Annotated in this window: 14 protein-coding genes and 1 tRNA gene; 8 read left to right on the plus strand and 7 right to left on the minus strand. The window is 40.1% G+C overall.

Annotated features, from left to right (window positions below):
* The 3 genes from AAEZ18_RS06875 (at position 1) to AAEZ18_RS06885 (ending at position 2,800) form a co-directional block, all read left to right on the plus strand.
* Positions 1-77 (plus strand) — tRNA-Met (locus AAEZ18_RS06875).
* A gap of 563 nt (positions 78-640) precedes the next feature.
* Positions 641-1,255 (plus strand): trimeric intracellular cation channel family protein, encoded by a 615-nt coding sequence (locus AAEZ18_RS06880; RefSeq protein WP_011326851.1) that lies wholly within the window; start codon positions 641-643, stop codon positions 1,253-1,255.
* 33 nt (positions 1,256-1,288) lie between these two features.
* Positions 1,289-2,800, plus strand: a complete 1,512-nt coding sequence (locus AAEZ18_RS06885) for a YifB family Mg chelatase-like AAA ATPase (RefSeq protein ID WP_089367560.1) — start codon at positions 1,289-1,291, stop codon at positions 2,798-2,800.
* Here the strand turns inward: AAEZ18_RS06885 and AAEZ18_RS06890 are convergent.
* Together AAEZ18_RS06890 and AAEZ18_RS06895 are read right to left on the minus strand one after the other, a co-directional pair.
* Positions 2,797-3,516, minus strand: a complete 720-nt coding sequence (locus AAEZ18_RS06890; protein ID WP_011326853.1) for a response regulator transcription factor — start codon at positions 3,514-3,516, stop codon at positions 2,797-2,799. The genes AAEZ18_RS06885 and AAEZ18_RS06890 overlap by 4 nt on opposite strands.
* Before the next feature lie 229 nt (positions 3,517-3,745).
* Entirely contained in the window at positions 3,746-6,247 is a 2,502-nt protein-coding gene (locus tag AAEZ18_RS06895) for an alpha/beta hydrolase family protein (protein WP_350594287.1), read from the minus strand.
* 84 nt (positions 6,248-6,331) lie between these two features.
* Between AAEZ18_RS06895 and AAEZ18_RS06900 the strand changes: the two genes are divergently transcribed.
* Complete coding sequence (locus AAEZ18_RS06900; protein WP_011326855.1) at positions 6,332-7,408, plus strand: hemolysin family protein; 1,077 nt, start codon at positions 6,332-6,334, stop codon at positions 7,406-7,408.
* Positions 7,409-7,421: 13 nt separating this feature from the next.
* On the opposite strand, the gene AAEZ18_RS06905 is transcribed toward AAEZ18_RS06900, so the two are convergent.
* On the minus strand, positions 7,422-8,651 hold the full coding sequence (locus tag AAEZ18_RS06905; protein ID WP_350594288.1) for an EAL domain-containing response regulator: 1,230 nt from the start codon (positions 8,649-8,651) through the stop codon (positions 7,422-7,424).
* 176 nt (positions 8,652-8,827) lie between these two features.
* On the opposite strand from AAEZ18_RS06905, the gene AAEZ18_RS06910 reads away from it, so the two are divergent.
* Entirely contained in the window at positions 8,828-9,844 is a 1,017-nt protein-coding gene (locus tag AAEZ18_RS06910) for a metalloprotease (protein WP_011326857.1), read from the plus strand.
* Between the two features lie 58 nt (positions 9,845-9,902).
* Here the strand turns inward: AAEZ18_RS06910 and AAEZ18_RS06915 are convergent, their stop codons facing one another.
* Complete coding sequence (locus AAEZ18_RS06915; protein WP_350594290.1) at positions 9,903-11,213, minus strand: short-chain fatty acid transporter; 1,311 nt, start codon at positions 11,211-11,213, stop codon at positions 9,903-9,905.
* Positions 11,214-11,392: 179 nt separating this feature from the next.
* Here AAEZ18_RS06915 and AAEZ18_RS06920 point away from each other — a divergent pair, with 179 nt between their 5' ends.
* Together AAEZ18_RS06920 and AAEZ18_RS06925 are read left to right on the plus strand one after the other, a co-directional pair.
* Positions 11,393-12,463, plus strand: coding sequence for a potassium channel family protein (locus AAEZ18_RS06920; RefSeq protein WP_011326859.1), 1,071 nt, complete (start codon positions 11,393-11,395; stop codon positions 12,461-12,463).
* Complete coding sequence (locus AAEZ18_RS06925) at positions 12,460-12,663, plus strand: PLDc N-terminal domain-containing protein (protein WP_011326860.1); 204 nt, start codon at positions 12,460-12,462, stop codon at positions 12,661-12,663. Before AAEZ18_RS06920 ends, AAEZ18_RS06925 begins: the two co-directional genes overlap by 4 nt.
* Before the next feature lie 80 nt (positions 12,664-12,743).
* Here AAEZ18_RS06925 and AAEZ18_RS06930 read toward each other — a convergent pair whose 3' ends face one another.
* A complete protein-coding gene (locus tag AAEZ18_RS06930) occupies positions 12,744-13,775 on the minus strand; it encodes a hypothetical protein (protein ID WP_011326861.1) in 1,032 nt (343 codons plus the stop codon).
* 186 nt (positions 13,776-13,961) lie between these two features.
* Positions 13,962-14,423, minus strand: coding sequence for an EVE domain-containing protein (locus AAEZ18_RS06935; protein WP_089367564.1), 462 nt, complete (start codon positions 14,421-14,423; stop codon positions 13,962-13,964).
* Positions 14,424-14,499: 76 nt separating this feature from the next.
* On the opposite strand from AAEZ18_RS06935, the gene tesB reads away from it, so the two are divergent.
* Positions 14,500-15,357 carry an acyl-CoA thioesterase II gene (gene tesB / locus AAEZ18_RS06940; protein ID WP_011326863.1) on the plus strand — a complete coding sequence of 286 codons (858 nt, stop codon included), beginning with the start codon at positions 14,500-14,502 and terminating at the stop codon, positions 15,355-15,357.
* A gap of 103 nt (positions 15,358-15,460) precedes the next feature.
* Here tesB and plsB read toward each other — a convergent pair whose 3' ends face one another.
* Positions 15,461-17,899, minus strand: a complete 2,439-nt coding sequence (gene plsB, locus AAEZ18_RS06945; protein WP_089367565.1) for a glycerol-3-phosphate 1-O-acyltransferase PlsB — start codon at positions 17,897-17,899, stop codon at positions 15,461-15,463.
* Positions 17,900-18,019 lie beyond the last annotated feature (120 nt).

Raw genomic sequence — 18,019 nt, forward strand, 5'->3', positions numbered from 1 at the left:
CGCGGGATGGAGCAGTCTGGTAGCTCGTCGGGCTCATAACCCGAAGGTCGTCGGTTCAAATCCGGCTCCCGCAACCACTGAAATAAATAAGAATAAACAGACACTCTTTAAGAGTGTTTTTTTATGTCTAAAATTTAGTAAGTGACTCATAACCCGAAGGTCGTCGTCACTGCGTGATGCGTTCGCTCTTCATAAACTCTGGCTCCCGCAACCACTGAAATAAATAAGAATGAACAGACACTCTTAAGGAGTGTTTTTTTATGTCTAAAATTTAGTGAGTGACTCATAACCCGAAGGTCGTCGTCACTGCGTGATGCGTTCACTCTTCATAAACTCTGACTCCCGCAACCACTGAAATAAATAAGAATAAACAGACACTCTTAAAGAGTGTTTTTTTATGTCTAAAGTTTGGCGAATGACTTACAACCCAAAAGCCGTCGCTTTACTGTTTACCACGCTCAATTGGCTAATCAGGAAGGAGCAATAAACGGCTATAAAGGTTAATTTAACTCATAGGGTTTATAGGTTAGTTTTGAATATAAAAGGAACTTAGCAGCTTAATTAGTGCTAAAAGTAGTTATTTTTTTAAACTTAGCGTAGCTTATGTAGCAGTAACGTAAATATTTTAGCAAGAGTAGGCATGACAGAACTTTACCACTGGTTTGATTTAATAGGTGTTGCAGTATTTGCCATATCGGGCACCTTGGTAGCGTATGAAAAGAAGATGGATGGCTTTGGTGTTGTTGTACTTGCTACCGTAACCGCTATTGGCGGAGGAACTGTTCGCGATGTGATATTAAATGTTCCGGTATTTTGGCTGCACGACCAAAGTTATTTTGCTGCAATTTTAGCTGCAATACTACTAACAACGCGGCTAATAAATAAGCAAAGAACCATACCCCACTATAATTTACAAATTGCCGATGCGTTTGGTTTAGCTTTTTTTGCTGTAATGGGCACGCAAAAAGCATTGCTCGCCGGTATGCCAGATATGACAGCAGTGATTATGGGGGTTATTACCGGATGTTTTGGTGGCCTAATTCGTGATGTACTTGCCCGGGAGATCCCCATGTTGTTAAAGGGCGAGCTTTATGCAACCACCTGTATAGCGGGGGGAATAGTGTACACCTTGTGTATTAACTTTTCGCTTATCGTTGAAGTTGCGATGATTTTGAGTATGTTGATGACTCTGTTACTGCGTTTTGCTGCCATAAAATGGGGTATTGTATTACACGTTTTTAAATATCCCGACTAAACTAAAGCTAAAGGGTATTTATTAGGATAGGGAATGTCGTTAGCTCGCATATATTCTCGTGCTCAGGTGGGCATAAATGCCCCCGAAGTGATTGTTGAGGTGCATTTAGGTAATGGTTTGCCTGCTTTTCATATTGTAGGTTTGCCCGAGGCCTCGGTAAAAGAATCTAAAGACAGAGTGCGTAGCGCACTTGAAAATTCTAAGTTTGGTTTTCCCGATCAACGTATTACTGTTAATTTAGCCCCTGCCGATTTACCAAAAGACGGTGGCCGATTCGATCTTGCTATTGCCGTAGGTATTTTAGTCGCCTCAGGGCAAATAGTGTGCTCAGACATTCATAAATATGAGTTTTACGGGGAGCTGGCACTTAACGGTGAAATACGTGGCGTAAATGCTATTTTGCCCTCGGTGCTTGCTGCTAAAGAGCAGGACCGCTGCTGTTTTTTACCACTGGCAAATGATAGCTTAGCTAGTTTAGTTAACGGGGTTAAACGCAAAGCCGTAAGCTCTATTGCAGAAGTGTGGGGCGATTTACTTAATCAGCAACCACTACCGTTAAATATACAATACCCAGATTGCACGCAAGCTCCTGATTTTTTGCTCGATTTAAGTGATGTGAAAGGCCAGCCTGGGGCAAAACGAGTACTCGAAATTGCCGCTGCAGGAGGCCATAACTTACTATTTTTGGGCCCCCCTGGTACGGGTAAGTCAATGCTGGCTCAACGTATGGCAACCATTATGCCGACCATGTCAGATGATGAAGCAATTGCTACTGCAGCGCTTTATTCTATTATTGGCCAGTCGATTGATTTAACTAATTGGCGACAACGGCCATTTCGTAACCCTCACCATACCTGCTCTGCCGTTGCATTAGTCGGTGGCTCGTCAAACCCTAAACCAGGGGAAATTTCATTGGCGCATAATGGCGTGCTTTTTTTAGATGAGTTGCCAGAGTTCGAACGTAAAGTGCTCGATTCGCTGCGTGAACCTATGGAAACTGGTACTGTCACTATTTCGCGTGCGGCAAGGCAAATGGAGTTTCCGGCGCAGTTTCAGCTTATTACGGCGCTAAACCCCAGCCCTACAGGTTGCCATAATGATAAGCGGGCAACGCCTGATCAAGTAATGCGTTATTTGTCGCGTGTTTCGGGGCCGTTTATTGACCGTATTGACTTACAAATTGAATTACCAAGGCTAACGAGTGTTGAGTTACAAAGTAGCAAACCCGAAGAAACCAGTGCAGTAGTAAGAGCGCGAGTAGAGGCTGCTTATTATTTGCAGCTAAAACGCCAAGGTAAAGTGAATGCGCGGTTAAACAATAAAGAAATGAGTATACATTGTGATCTCGCTTCCACAGAGTTGCAGTTTTTAGCCAGAGCGAGTGAAAAACTGGCATTATCGCCACGCTCATACCATAGAATAATTAAAGTAGCGCGTACTATTAGTGATTTAAAAGGGGCGGAGCGTATTAGCTTAAATGAGCTAAAAGAAGCACTTAACTACCGCGCCTTTGAGCGCTTACTAGCGCAATTAACTAAGTACTAAATAGAGAGCATATAACCTTTGCCGCGTACGGTAACAATGCGCTTTTGATCTTTTTCATCATTTAATTTTTTACGCAAACGGCCAATTAACACATCAACAGTACGATCGTTTGGGCTCCAATCAGGCTGGCCTATTTCTTCAGATATTTTTTCGCGAGAAGTTGCTTTACCTGCGTTACCAATTAAACAAATAAGTACTTTATGTTCCGCTTCGGTTAAGCGCGATTCAGCACCTGTAGCTGTAATTAGTGTGCGGTTGTCGGGGTGTAATTTAAAGTCGGCATATTCTATAAACTCTTCGCCGTTATCATCGTTTTTATCATTGTCTGAATTTAAGTGTGCAATGCGTTTATATAAAGCACGCATGCGCAGCTCTAGTTCAAGTAAGTCTACGGGTTTGCATATGTAGTCGTCTGCGCCTTGGGCAAGGCCAGCAATGCGATCGGCCTGTGAATCACGGCTCGATAATAAAATTACGCCAATATCGGTAAGAGTATTTAGCTCTTTTGCAAGTTGTAAGCCGTCGCGCTTTGGTAAAACAATATCAATAATGGCTAATGAAAAAGCACCGCGCAAATTAACTCGCGACCTTATAGTGCTCAGTGCATCGGCGCCAGTAGGGTCAACTTCTATTGTAAACTCGGTATTTGTAAAATGATTTTGGATGCGTTTAACGAGTAATTCGTCGTCCTCAACCAATAAAACATGAATAGTCATAATACTTTATTGTTAATGCTTATAGTTTTCTATGGTAGCACCATTAAGTAAAGGCTGAGAAGGGCGTTTATTGTTTTTAAGTAAGCTAATGTTTCAAAAGTAGTTAATAAGTTTACAGTTTAGAAAATTTAGCACCTTTAGGGTTTTATTAAAGGTGCTATTTAGCCTGCTGTACTCAGAATAAATATCTTAATCTAAGTTCACTTAATTATTAAAAACAATTTAGCGACTAGTCGTTAGGGTAAAGATAATCCCACCATTGTGGCTCATTTTTAAGTTTTTTATCAAAATAAGCTAGCATGGTATTCCACCAATCAAAACGTTTGTCGCGGGCAATAATTTGATGGTTCGCACCTTTGTATTCTATTAACTCTACATCTTTATTAAGTAATTTAAGTGCAGTGTACATAGTTAAGCTTTCGCCAACGGGTACGTTAGTATCACTGTCACCATGAATGAGTAGCATAGGCGTGGTTACTTTATCGGCATTAAATACCGGGCTATGTTTACTATAAAGCTCGGGGTTATTCCACGGAAAGCTGTTTTTAGACGCTTCGCCAGAATATAAGTAGCCCCACCATCCTTCACCCCAGTAAGATGTGAGGTTAGAAATACCAGCATGAGAAATCGATGCGCTAAATAAGTCGGTTTTAGTTGCTAAATGCATAGTCATAAAACCACCGTAAGAGGCACCTAGGTTGCCTACCTTTTCGCTATCTACATAGTTGTATTTATTTAAAAATGCCTGCGTGCCTGCAATTATATCGTCGCTGGTGTAGTTGCCCCACGCATTAACGTGCTGCGCCGAAAACTTTTGCCCAAAGCCGGTAGCGCCTGTTGGCTGTATTACATAAACCACATACCCGTTTGCCGCCCATAAATTAAACGGATAACGTCCAGTAAAGCCTCGTGTCACTGGCGATGTGCCGCCATAGTAATAAACCAGCGCTGGGTGTTTTTTAGTTTTATCAAGGTTATTTGGGATATAAACACGCCCTGAAATTTCAACGCCATTTTTATTAGTGAAATTAAATTCTTCGAGAGTTGGAATTTGTGTATTTGCATAGCTAAGTGGCTTTGAATCCCAGACTATTTTAGCGGTGTTTTTACTTATATTAAATCGCTTTAATTGTTGTGGACTAGAAGCCGTGGTGCCACTGAGTAATATTTCAATGTTGCGCTCGTTTGAGTAGCTAAACTGCTCAACAATATCTAAACCGGTATTTAATTTTTTAAAGCGCTGCTTACTTAAATCAAATAGGTAGAGCGGTTGGGTGTCGTGCTCAGTAACCTTTAGTAATGCGTCGCCATTGTTTAATACATTCAGGCTTCCAATTGCCGGATCAAACTGTTTACTGAGTGCTTTAACGTTTTTTCCGCCGTCTGTAAGCAGGTAAAGTTGACCGTCGTAGTTATTCGCTAGCATTTCTTTTGGCAATGCTCTACCTGCCCCATTTTTAAAGTCGGGACCTGCAACAACATACACATCTTTATTGGCGTATTTGGCCTGATTAAAAGTTTTAAATTTACCCAAAGAAGTAAGCTTATTTGATTTTAAATCAAGCTCTACTAGTTCTGTTTCTGGATGAGTTGACGCTTGCATAGCGACTACAGGGCGGCTCATTAATAGTTTACCGCGCTTATTGTTAAAGTCTTCAAAGCTATGCGAAAGCGGCCCTTGGCTGAGTGTTTTTATTAAACCACTTTGTGTATCAAGCATATAAACTTGGCTTACTGAGCGTGCGTATGACCAGCGATCTTGTAACCCTTTATAATGCTTTGTAAGCTTGTCATTACCCTTGTCTGATGCAGGGTTAGACCAACTAAATATTACACTGTGCTCGTTATAAAAGGTAAAACCGCTAGCGCCTTCTAAGCGAGTAGAGAGGGTTTTTATTGATAAGTTTTTACGGTTGAGTTGTTTTAATTCACCGTTTAGTAAATACACTAAAAAGCGATTGTCTGGGCTCCAAATAAGGTTGCTTGGTTGTTCTGCCTCAAAGCGATACAGCGTTTGATTGTCGGTGTTTTTAAGCTCAGTAATATTGTTTGCTTGATTTAGAGTTTTATCATTAAAGCGGCGCGTTGTCGTAATATAGTGCTCTGAGTTTGGTGCTAATGATAAGCCGCTAATAGTGGGGGCATCAAATAACTGCTTTGCCGATAAACGCTTAGTTTGTGAAGTGCTAAGGGTAATGTTATCGCTCGGTGTTTTTGGTGCAAAGTCGAGTGTTACATCGTGCCAATTTGCAACTTGTTGCGCAACAATAATAGCAGTATGACTACCATTATTTAAGGCGAGTTTGTAGCTGCTGTTGTCTGCCTTTTGCAACTCGCCATTTATAAACAATTGCCCTTGTTCAATGCCTTTTAAGGTTAACGTACCTTGGCTAAAACGCGTGGTTTCTATATTAAACTTTAGTGCCTGTAAGCCGCCTAAAGTGAGTGCATTTATTTTATTAAATGGCTGCCAGCTGTGTTTTTTGTCAAACACCGAAAAGTTAGCTATGGGGAGTTGTAGCTGGGGTAATAAGTTACTAATTATGGTATCGCTTTGGGCCGTTTGAAAAGGCTTTAATTGCATGTTTTCAGCCAGTGGCCCAATAAATTGAATTTTAGATTTATCAAGCGGCGCTGCAAGCGTAGCAAAACTTAAGCTGCTAAGGGTAAAAAGGGCAAAGGAGTGTTTAAATAGTTTATTGCTATGACGCCAAAGTGCGTTAAGTTCCATTATTATACCTATTATTATTGAGTCTTTGGCCAAATATAGCATGTATTGTTATCATGCCCATATATTCAACTAAGCGGAGAGCAAATGACATTACTGATAGTTTATATGGTCGTTGCCATTGTTATTTCATTTTTATGCTCAGTAATGGAAGCCGTGCTGTTAAGCATTTCACCTAGTTATGTTGCATTACTGCGTAAAAAGCAGCCTGTATTAGCTAAGCAGCTCGAAAAACTAAAAAATAATATTGATCAGCCATTAGCGGCTATTTTAACGCTTAATACGGTGGCGCATACCGCCGGAGCCGCTGGAGTTGGCGCGCAAGCAGCCATTGTATTTTCGGATGCAGCAGTAGGGGTTGCCTCTGCAGTGATGACTTTATTTGTGCTGGTGTTTTCTGAAATCATACCTAAAACGTTAGGGGCAAACTATTGGCGAGTACTTACCCCAAGTGTGACTTACGGTTTACGCTTTTTAGTTATATTGCTTAAGCCTTTTGTATGGCTTGCACAAAAGCTGACAAATTTAATGGGGCCAAAGCACGACCAAGCCTATTATATTCGCCAAGAAATAGAAGCCATGGCCGATATAGGCACTGAGTCGGGGGCGCTGCATCAAGATGAGTCTGAAATAATTCGTAACTTATTACATTTTAGACATGCCAAATTATGCGATTTGATGACCCCACGTACAGTTATTTTTAAAGTTCATAAAGACTTAACCGTAAACGAATACTTGAACCTGCATGGTTCGTCGTCGTTTTCTCGCATATTGGTGTTTGATAAAGACACTGACGATATTATCGGCTTTGTGCATAAAAACGATATTATGTTGGCATGTCATCGCTTAGGTAGCGATTACAAAATTAGTAAACTAGTAAAGCCTATCTATACGGTTCCTAGTTCGCAAAATGCGTCGTCGTTGTTACAAACCTTATTAACAGACCGCACGCATATTTGTTTAGTGGTTGATGAGTATGGCGACGTACAAGGGATTGTCACTCTTGAGGACATGATTGAGGCGCTAATGGGGTTAGAAATTGTAGATGAGCGCGATCAGTCCACTAATATGCGTGCAGTTGCGAAGCAGCGTTGGCATAAACGTTTGGCAAATAGTAAAAACTTAGTCACTGAAGAGGATAAACACCCTAGAGGAGACAACTAAAGAGGTCTCCTTATTAGCTTGGGGGTTTATAGTTAATGGTATTTCCTGTCACTTTAATCCAATATTGTGCCCAGTCTATAAATTCACTCTTAGATTTAGGACGACTAAATAAAAATCCCTGTATTGCTAAGCGAGTTTTGTAATGCCTTAAGTAGGCAAGCTCTTCGGGGCGCTCAACCCCTTCTGCTACTAGTTCTAAATGCTCTTGATTGGTAATGTCGATGAGGGAGCTTACAACAACTTGAGAAAACTGATCTATTTCTATATTACTAATAAGTGTGCGGTCTATTTTTATTTCGGTAAAGGGCAAGTTTTTAAGCTGGCTCATGTTAGTAAAGCCAACGCCAAAATCGTCAAGCGATAAACCAAAACCATGCATTCTTAAGCGGTTTAATGTTTCTAATTGGCTTAGGCTTGAAAGTGCATGTTGTTCGGTTATCTCAATAATAATATCACTAGGTTTAAGCTGGTTAAGTTTTAATATAAGTAATAGCTTATTTGGGCAGCTAAGATCGTTTAACTGCATGGGAGATAAGTTAAATGCCAGTTTTAAATTTTGTCCTAGCTGTTCTTTTATATTTTCGAAATCACTGGTGGCTTTTTCAAAGAGCGCAAATGTAATTTCATTAATTAGATCATGTTGCTCAGCAAGGCTAATAAAACGAGCTGGTAAAATTATACTACCGTCGGTATTTGACACAATACGCGCTAATACTTCAGCACTTTTTATTTTACTGGTATTAATACATATTTTAGGTTGATAAAACGGCGTTATTTCGTCATTTTTTAATGCGTTAATAAGCTCTGTTTTTGAAATAGCAGGTTCTTTTATTAAAGTGTGGCTATTTAAATAGGCAACTTTATTTAACAAGGAGCCTACTTGAGTTAATTGTACGGGCTTAGAAATATTACCGATAAGGTGAGCATTATGCTGCTTGGCTAAGTTGGCAGCTAAACTAATTACCTTATGCTCCATTTCAGAAATAATAATAATGGCGCCTTGGTAATTTAGCTCTCCTAAATGGCGTATTAGCTCCATGCCATCCATTTCAGGCATGTTTAAATCGGTAAAAATGGCATCAAAATAGTTTATGTCACGTTTAACTTTTTCTAGCGCTTTTGTAGCACTTAGGCAAGTGGTTATGGTTTCTGACATATCTAACTCAGCGAGGATTGCTTCCATTACAATTAAAATAGCTTTTGAGTCATCAACGACCAGAATATTAGGCACTACTTTTTTCACTGTTATCCCTTTCAATGCATAGTGTGTATTACTATAAAAGTAGTAGATTCTCATGTGTTTGTCATTCTTTTAATGTGTATATTAGCCGGCTAATAAAAAGTTGTTATTAATCATGCTCGCTCGTGTTTTTTAGCTGAGTCGGTATACTAGCGCTATTGTTTTAAACGGTTTTAATTATGATAAGAATAGAACTTAAGTTAGCCGATCAGCCCTTTACACTTATGGTTTCTGGGCAAAAAGTTGTGCAGATATTTCATAGTCAACAAGCTATTACTTTTGATAATCCCCGCGACAACTATTATCAATTTACTTTTGATAACAAACTAATAGGTATTGATAGCTCATTGGTAAATGAGCAGAGTATTTCGTTGTTTGTAAACGATGAGTTTGCTACGCAACTTGCTTTACCTGCAGCTACTGGCGGTGAAACTAAAAAAGGCTGGCTAGGATTGGCCGCACTTGGTTTTAAGCTATTTAAAAGTGCCAAAGTAATTAAGGTGGTGTTAGCGGGAGCGTCAGTTGCCGGCTATGCCTGGTTATTCAGTATTGAGTTTGCACTTATGCTTATTGCTTGCTTAGTGGTGCATGAATACGGCCATGTGCGTGCCATGCAATATTTTGGCATTAAAACCAAAGGCATTTATTTAATTCCGTTTGTAGGCGGGCTTGCAGTAAGTGATGATAAAATTACCACGCGTTGGCAAGATGTAGTGATTTCTTTAATGGGCCCCGCGTTTGGGCTTATAACGTCAGTATTAAGTTTAGTGTTGTACTACGCTACCGAAATGGAAATATTTGCCGGTGTTGCTGTGCTTAGCGCTTTACTTAACTTATTTAATTTACTGCCTATTTTACCGCTTGATGGTGGCCATGTATTAAAAAGTATTAGCTTTTCTATGCGCTCATGGGTCGGTTTAAGTGTGTGTTTATTGGGAGTACTGTTTGGTTTATGGCTCAGTTACACCTTTGGTTTAATGTTGTTGGTGTTCTTTTTGTTTATTGGTGCGCTGGAAATTGTATTTGAATGGCGCGGCAGACACACTTCACATTTAATGCCACTTGATAAGTATGGCCAAGGTTTTTCAGCGGTGATGTATGCGCTGGTGGTTGCCGGGCATATAGCCGTAATGATGCATTTTGCAGACTCAGAAAACCCCATTTTAAGCTTGCCAATGAAAATATTATCGAGCTAATCGTATTTAAAAGCAGGGCTGTAATTGCAGTCCTGCTTAATACATTATTTTTATACAGTTAATAAAAGCTCAACATTAAGGATATAAATACTCCAGTTACAAACAACTGCACTACACAAAATCCCATAATGTCTTTGGCTTTTAGGCCTGCTATAGCAAGTACAGGTAATGCCCAAAAAGGTTGAATTAAGTTAGTCCAGGCATCTCCCCAGGCTACTGCCATTGCAACTCGTGAGATGTCAGCGCCAAGCGCTTGCGCTGCGGGTATTACAATTGGCGCTTGTACCGCCCATTGTCCGCCGCCCGAAGGCACAAACATATTAACTAACCCGGCACTTATAAAACTAAAAAATGGCAAACTGTCTGCATCCGCTATGGCAATAAAACCGCTTGATATTTGCTGTGCTAGGCCACTATCAACCATTACCGCCATAATGCCGGCATAAAACGGAAATTGAATAACAATACCAGCACCACTAGGAATTGCCTGTTGTAAGCTATTGAGTAAGTTATGCGGTGTTTGATGTAAGGTTATAGCTAAAAACAAAAACAACGCAATTACGCTATTTAAGTTTAAACCGCCGCCGGCAACTAAAAAGTAATAACCTAAATAAGTTAACCCCAATACGCCAATTGTAATACCAAGCAATTTACTTTGCTCTAAGTGTTGGGCTGGCCTGGTAATATTAATTATTGCAGGGGAGGTACTTTTTAATAGTGCGGGGTCTATGTAAACACTTTCCTGGGCGCTTGGTAGCATGTAACGGTTAACTAGCGGCATAATAATAAATAACCCTACTAGTATGGCAATATTAAAGCCAGCAAATAGCGTTTGCTCAGTGCTAATAATCCCCATGCTTGATTGCAAAAAGTGCCCATCGGTGGCTATCGTCAATGGAATTGAGCCTGCTAACCCGCCATGCCACACTACAAAACCTGAGTAGGCGCTGGCAACTAATAAGCGGTAATCAACTCGGGTGTGTTTAGCAATGGCTTTGGCAAATAACGCGCCAATAACTAAGCCAAACCCCCAGTTAAGCCAACTAGCGAGTAGTGAAATAAGCGTTACTAATATAATTGCTTTTGGTGCAGTGTTAGCAAAGGTGGCGAGCTTTTCTAGTAACTTACTAATAGGTGGAGTGCTTGCCAACATATAGCCGGTAATTAACACCAGCAGCATTTGCATTGCAAAGCTAAGTAAGTTCCAAAAACCATCGCCCCACGCTTGCAGTACTTCAATACCGGTTGTTGGAGTAAACACGCTAGCGATAACTAAGGTAATAACACGTAGCAGTATTACAAATATAAAGGGATCAGGCAGGTAGCGCTCAACGAGCTTGGTAAAGGGAGTGGCTATTTTATTAAGCATAACTAGGACTGTTGTTAGTATTATTTGCAGGGTAATTAATCACGAAAAACATTAATTGGCAAACCGCATTTAGTCTTATGGGCGTTATGTTTAAATGAGAATAGTGAAAATATTGCTTAAACCAATAGCATAAAGTAACGTGTTGTTTATAGATAATTTACTAACTAAGACTTTGTATTATGCCGGTGATATTTAAAAGGCTAGTGTTACTTGTACGGGCTCATATAGATCAGTTGAGTTGGCAAGCAGTGGCACTGGCTATTTTGACTCATATGCTTTTAACATGGGGATTGTTATATATAGCAAATGAGCAAGCACTCACCTCCCTAACAACCTTTTTTTATTATTACACGGTAACCACTTCAACCGTAGGGTATGGCGATTTTAGCCCAACCACAGATTTAGGGCGTTGGGTGGTGGCTTTAATACAAATACCTTTTGGTTTAGCTTTATTTGGCGTTCTGTTAGGCAAAACAGGGCAAACAATAACTTACTTAATTAGGCGCGCTATGACTGGTGATAAAAACTTTGCTCACAGTAGCAACCATATTATTATTTTTGGTTGGCACGATACCCGTACTAAAAAAATGATTGATTACATTCTGGCCGACACTAAACGTACCGAACGGCGTATTTTACTTGCAGTAACTGAGCAAATGGAGCACCCATTTTTAAGTAACGAAAGTGTCGACTTTGTGCGGTTAAGTAGCTTTACCGATTTAGAGGAGCTAAAACGTGTAGCTATAAGCTACGCCGATAAAGTGATTATTGACGGCCAAGACGACGATCAAACCTTTACTACCGCATTGCGCATTAGCCGTTTAGTTAAAGATGATTGCCATATAAGCGCGCATTTTTTAGATGAAACAAAAGTAGATATGCTATTAGAGCATTGCCAAAATGTAGAATGCAGCAGTGTTAAATCGGCAGAAATACTCGTACGTTCAATGCAAGATCCAGGTTCGAGCCGAGTGCACGAAGAGCTACTATCAATTTTACATGGCGATACGCAGTTTAGCTTAGCCATTCCAGAGCAAAGCAAAGAGATGGAGTTTGGTACTTTGTTTCATCATTTTAAACATCAGCATGATGCTATTTTACTTGGTGTGGCACACAATTTAAGTGCACAAAATATGGATTTAAATCCGCCACTTGATTATAAAATTAACGCCGGCGACATTTTGCACTACATAGCAGTAGAGCGAGTATTAAGTCGTGAGGTTGACTGGCCGGCTTTGGCAAAAGCATGAACGAAGTTATATTTTTAATCATTCTTTTAATTGCCTATATTTTACCTGTGGTTATTGTACTCAATAGTAAGCGTACTCAAGGCCACGAAAAAAATGCTTGGTTAATTGGCATTGTATTTTTTTCGTGGTTAGGGCTTATTATGTATTTAGCCATAGTGCCTAAACATGGGCGTAAAAAAAGGCAAAATAAAAAGCCTTAAATATAAGGCTTTTTGGCAATAGGAAGTAGTTGCCGCAGTGGTATTAATAGTATTGCAGGCCGCTAGTTTAAATTTTAGTACTATTCAAGCTCTTTCAGTTTGTGCTTCACAAGAGGGTCGTTTGGCGCTAATTGCTTGGCGACTTCGAGTAATTGGATGGCATCATCGGGGTGCTGCTCTTGATGTTTAAGCGCTACATCAATAAGTGGCTGAATATCAATGCTAGCTTGATGCTCCTGTACGTGAGCTGTTTTTTCGTCTATCAAAATATTATGTGCAGTACTTAGTAATTCTAGGCGATGCGCCGATTTTTTATTCGCTTTATTGAGCCTTTTGTAATAGTCCTCTTTAAAGCGTAAGGTTTTAGTTTGCAGGCGAAACTGCGCAATATCAATTTGTTGATGGCGCATAAAGTCCACAGCTACTTGCTTATAAAAACCAAACTTGTTTAAGTAAGTGGCGTGAGTGCCGTGACCCATACCAAATACCCGTAAATGGTTAAGTTGCTTATAGCGCTTGGCATGTAGTCGATCAATACGATTAGTGGGGTCGTAAATAATATAGCCTTGGGCGTTGCCTAAATCTAAATCGGCATAACTGCCTTCCCAATCATATTGCTGAGCTATATCTGTGCTAGAGCGGTCGTCCCATGGCACTAAGCTTTTATTTTTAGTGCTAACAGGGTGAAAAAGCAATACCTGATCTAGCTTTAATAATTTTGCAAAAGCACCAACCGCAAAGCCACCACGGCTTAAGCCATAACCTAATCGAGTCTTAAAAGATGTAAGCAGTGGGGATAATTGTTCCAGAAAAAAAATTAAATTGCGGTTACGAAACCAATTACTTTTCCCTAGGTGCTGAAAGGCAATCACATTTACGTTTTGTTTTTGTGCCAGGTGATAACCCCAGGGCGCGAAGTCTGCGTGAAGGTCTTGCTCCTGCACATCAGTACCAGCAGGCGAAAAGGTAAATAGTAGGGGCTTATTAATATCAATAAAGTCGTACTTAACATATACATCGCCAAGTAAATCTCCCCCAGACATTGGCAGTTTGGCTTGCTGCTCATCACACGAAAGGGTTAACCACTCATCTAACCAATACAGTAACTTCATTTTTCCTCCACAAAAACAAGCGGCGAATTATAGCAAATTACCATAGATAAGAAAAACAAACGTACTTTTGTATTAGTGTCAGAGAGTTATACCTGTTGCATAGAGGATTGCTTTACTTATAAATTAGCCGGTAACTAAATTTACCGCTTTTTAAATAACTAGGCTCAGGTTAAATAGTAAAATATTTTACTCCTCAGCCATGTGGGTGATTATTTGCCAATCACTTTTGGTTACGGGCATTATTGACAATCGCCCGCCTTTTTTAAGCGCTATGTCGGTGATGCGAGGGTTAGCTTTTATTTCTTTTAAGCTAACCAGAGAGTTTAAATGAGATTGATAAGTTACTTCTACTACTACCCAGCGAGGATTGTCGCTGGTGGCTTTAGCATCATAATAATCACTACTTAAATCAAACTGAGTTGGATCTGGGTAAGCTGCTTTTGTTACTACAGCAATACCTACTACGCCTACGAGCTTGCAGCTAGAATGGTAAATCATTACTAGGTCACCTACTTTTACCTCGTCGCGCATAAAGTTACGTGCTTGGTAATTACGTACCCCTTCCCAAAGTGTGGTTTGATTTTGTGCATTTTTAAGATCGTCAATCGAAAATGCATCGGGTTCAGTTTTAAATAGCCAATACGCCATATCAGGACTCGTAGAATGATTTACATCCCTCTATTGTATAGTATCATTTGGGTATTAGAGAATTGAGGAAGTAATAATGAGCCAAGTATTAGATGATTTATTGTCGTTGTTAACACTTGAAGAAATTGAGCAAGGTTTGTATCGAGGGCAAAGCCAAGATTTAGGTTTTGGTGCTGTATTTGGCGGCCAAGTTATGGGCCAAGCGCTATCTGCTGCAAAAGAAACGCTACCAGAGGGGCGTATTGTACATTCACTCCACTCTTACTTTTTACGCCCAGGCGATGCCACTAAGCCTATTGTGTATGATGTAGAAGCTATTCGCGATGGTAAAAGCTTTAGCACTCGTCGGGTTAGTGCTATTCAGTACGGTAAGCCTATTTTTTACATGACAGCGTCTTTTCAAGGAGCTGAAGAAGGATTATCGCATCAGGCGACTATGCCTGACGTACCTTTACCCGAAGAGCTGCGTTCATCGTTAGAGTTTTATAAAGAAAACGCCGAGCAAATACCCGCAGCTATACGCAATCAATTTATTAGTGAAATGCCAATAGAAATACGTCCGGTGACCTTTCATAACCCATTTAAACCTGAAGCAATGGAGCCAGTTAAGCACATTTGGTTTAAAGCTAACGGTGAAATGCCAGACGATCAACGTATTCATAATTACTTATTAGCGTACGCGTCTGATTTTGAATTTTTACCAACTGCTTTGCAGCCGCATGGTGTGTCTTTTATGCAACCTAATATGCAAGTTGCCACGATTGACCATGCAATGTGGTTTCATCGACCATTTAGAATGGATGATTGGATTTTATACTCAGTTGACAGCCCAAGTGCAAGTTCTGGTCGAGGGTTAGTAAGAGGGCAATTTTTTGACCGCCAAGGCAACTTAATTGCCTCAACAATGCAAGAAGGGGTTATGCGTCAGCGCTAACTTACGCACTAGTAACAAAGGGTAGTAGGTGCCATATAAATTGTACGGCACCTACATTTAAACAAGTAAGTAAGCGGCGTTGCACTCACTCAAAACTAAGGCTTTATTTACACTGACCTTGTACTATATCGCTAATTGACTGCCAAACACGTGCTGGCAATAATGCTTTAAGATGCATATAAGTTTCACATAATTGCACGCTGCCTATTAAGCCCGCATCACCATCGGTAATTAAAGACTGTGCGCGTAAATTATCAATAAAGCTGACCAGCACCTTTTTATCAAAAAACTCTGGGGTTTTAATCCCATGCAAAGTACCTAAGCGTTGTGCTAGCACTTGGCTTTCTCGCTCTAACTCCGCTTTTTCAATGCCGTTGCTAGTTTGTATAAAGCCAATCACAATGGCATAACGCTGCAACGTAAAGTTTAGTGCTTTACCTAACATATCTAATTTAGCCAAACAGTCGTTGGTATTGGTTATATGAATGTTATCGCCATCAAGTTCTATTAAGTTTTGATCGACAAAATTAGCCAAAATACGCGTAATGTAATCCTCATCTAGCTCTCGTAAATACCATTCTTTAGCAAACAGCGGATAAAACGCCGCAATTAGCTGCTGACACTTTGAAACTGTTGTGGTTTTTTCTCTAAACAAATGCAGTGCAATTAAACTTGGTACGGCAAAAAGATGTAAAATATTATTACGATAATAATTAAAGAGTGTTTTTTCTTTATCGTTAATCGCGATAATTTCGCCAAATTCATCACTTATCACATCAAACTTATTAAGCTTTAATGCATGCGTTAACAGTTGCTCTGGCGTTTCCTCTGGAGCTGTTACTTTATTACTGTAGCTGGCGTCGCGTTGTAAGCGTAAGTAAAAATCAAGTTGCGCTAAAAGTTTTGGCTTACTCAGTGCATGCTTGTCGTTTACCAGTAAAATCATCGCTAATAAATTAACCGCATTAAGTGCCGCTGCATTGTTAATTTTAACCATAACTTGGTCGGCTAGGTTTGCTACTTGTGGGCCTAACCACTGCGGTTTTTGTACATCGGTAGGATGTATGTCGTCACGCCAATTGGGTTGGTTGTCATTTAAGTATTGGTTTATAGAAATAGGGTCACCAAAGTTTAAATAACCTCGGCCATAGTTTTTAAGGTTTTTAATCGCTTTAAAAATCCCAAAGATAGACTCACCTTTTTTATCATTTCCAGCGAGTTCTTTAAGGTAAGTGTTAATTTCCATAACGTGCTCGTAACCAATATATACCGGCACAATAGAAATAGGGCGGTCAATACCACGCAGCATTGCTTGCATGGTCATTGCTAACATACCCGTTTTAGGCGGCAGCAAGCGCCCGGTGCGGCTACGTCCGCCTTCGGTATAAAATTTAACAGAGTAACCTTTAATAAATAACTGGCTTAAATATTCTTTAAATACCGCAGAGTAAAGCTTATTACCGGCAAATGAACGGCGAATAAAAAATGCGCCCGAGCGGCGAAAGATCCCGCCTGCCGGGAAAAAGTTAAGGTTAATACCCGCGGCTATATGTGGTGGTACTAAACCTTGATGATAAATAGCATAAGTAAGTAGTAAGTAATCCATATGGCTGCGATGGCACGGCATATAAATAATTTCGTGGCCTTTATTAGTCAGCTCATGAATTTGCTCTGTGTATTTTATATCTATACCGTTATATAGCTTATTCCACAGCCAAGTTAAAAAACGCTCAGCTACGCGTATCATCGCCTCTGAATAGTTAGCCGCTATTTCATTAAGTAACTTAACCGCATTTTGACGTGCTTGCGCTTGGCTAATGTTTTTAGCCTTTGCTTCGTCTTGTATGGCTTTTTTTATCGTTGGAGAGGCTAATAATGAGTTAAATAGCTGCTCGCGCGATGGCATTTTAGGGCCTGTTGCGGCAAGTTTTTGGCGGCGAAAGTGCACGCGGGCTACTCTTAATAGTTTTTGTGGTAGCTCGTTAACATCCGCTTTTTCGTCTACTAAAAGCGATAAGTCGAGCGGTTGGCTAAAGCGGATAAAGTTATCTCGGCCAGAAAACAGCACCACAAATAACTTTCTAAACCAACTTGGTGTTAATGAGTGTGTTATGAGCGTGCTAAGTCCGGGCTTTTCTTTGCCGGGTGCTCGGCCCCATAAAATAGTAACAGGAATAACCTGCACATCTTTTTGACCACTACTTAATAAGTGGTCAATAATTTGTTTGCCTTGCGCCAGTGCATTAGTTGGCTTTGCTATATCACCAATTAATGGTGGTGGGTTTTCAATCCCTATAAAGCGGTCTAAGCGTTGTGTGCCTAATACTTGTTGTTCTCTAGGGTCGGGTAATCCATGGCGTTTACATACCCGAGCAAGCGCCGCTAAGTCAAAGCGAGAGTTTAAGCGTACAATATAAAAGGTAGGGTTTTTAGAGTTTAATTCATATTGTTCAGTCGGCTTTTCTGGCAGTACCTTACTTCTTACAAGTAAGCGGCTTACTCCAGCTGATAAAACATTTAAGCAATAATTTACAATACGCATCGACTCACCATATAGAGAGTAATTACCCATATAATTTGGGTATATAAAAGCAAAATTGGCGCATATGATAACATAAGATCTAAAAAAGCCTTTAATTTGCGTTGCCGATTAGTCAGTACG

The organism is Pseudoalteromonas sp. 19-MNA-CIBAN-0066, assembly GCF_040308705.1.
Lineage (GTDB): Bacteria > Pseudomonadota > Gammaproteobacteria > Enterobacterales > Alteromonadaceae > Pseudoalteromonas > Pseudoalteromonas nigrifaciens.